At 28.8% G+C, this 888-nt stretch carries 1 protein-coding gene and 1 pseudogene; one reads left to right on the top strand and one right to left on the bottom strand.

What is annotated here, in order from left to right; translation table 11 throughout:
* Positions 1–114 (top strand): annotated as a pseudogene (locus J3U66_RS12960) (hypothetical protein); the annotation flags it as partial.
* Between the two features lie 220 nt (positions 115–334).
* On the opposite strand, the gene J3U66_RS12785 reads toward J3U66_RS12960, so the two are convergent.
* On the bottom strand, positions 335–715 hold the full coding sequence (locus J3U66_RS12785) for a hypothetical protein (protein ID WP_267349250.1): 381 nt from the start codon (positions 713–715) through the stop codon (positions 335–337).
* Between the last annotated feature and the right edge of the window lie 173 nt (positions 716–888).

An 888-nucleotide genomic window follows, 5' to 3' on the forward strand; every position in this document is an offset into this window, starting at 1 on the left:
CGAACCAGTAAATATCTTCTTTCTACATTAAAAGAGACTCCAGCAGATGCTGAAGTGATTAGCCATCAATTAATGTTACGTGCCGAAATGATCCGCAATTTTTTGCTTTCATTGCTTCTCAGTAAGTGAATTGGAAGGACCTATATCTATTTTGTTGCTTTAAACTCTTATTATGTATTGTAAACAGCTTAAAAAATATTTATTAGTGCAGTATAGATTACGGATTATCGAAATATGAACCAGTAAAGTTAAGTTCTAATAATAAAATAACTAAAAAAATTGAATATAGCTGAAATTAAAAAAGTTAAAACATCATTTAACAATAACCGTTATTTTAATCCATAACAGAGTCGTAGTAACAAATCAACCCTATATCTATATGTTCAATTTTTAAAAATCCTCCCGTCAAAAGATCCATTTGAAAATAGCTTGGTTTTTCTATCAAAGTTACCTTACCATAGAGTTTATTACCAAAGTACATGTATCCGTCGTTGTTAATGTAAACATCATCATCCGGTTCGATTAATCCACTACACGGGCAATCAGCACTGCTTACTAAATCATCATCTTTAGTTTTGCAAGTATCAAAGCGCCAACCGACATTTGAAATTTCATCATAACTCATATCCATTAAATGGTATTTGGCGATTTTGAATGGATAGTAAAGTAGAATCATGCAGAACAAAATAAGAGCAATACGAGATGAAAATTTCAAAAATATTTATCCTTATTATTTTATAATCACATAATTATCTAAATTTACTATATATTTTTACTGATAACAACAATAACCAATAAAATTGCTTTAGTGTTACGCGCTGTACTGCTAAACTAGCTAACATTTTTATTATATTTATAGATAAATTATTTTTCAGGATAAATGTATGC

Source organism: Gilliamella sp. B2969 (assembly GCF_026536195.1).
Lineage (GTDB): Bacteria > Pseudomonadota > Gammaproteobacteria > Enterobacterales > Orbaceae > Gilliamella.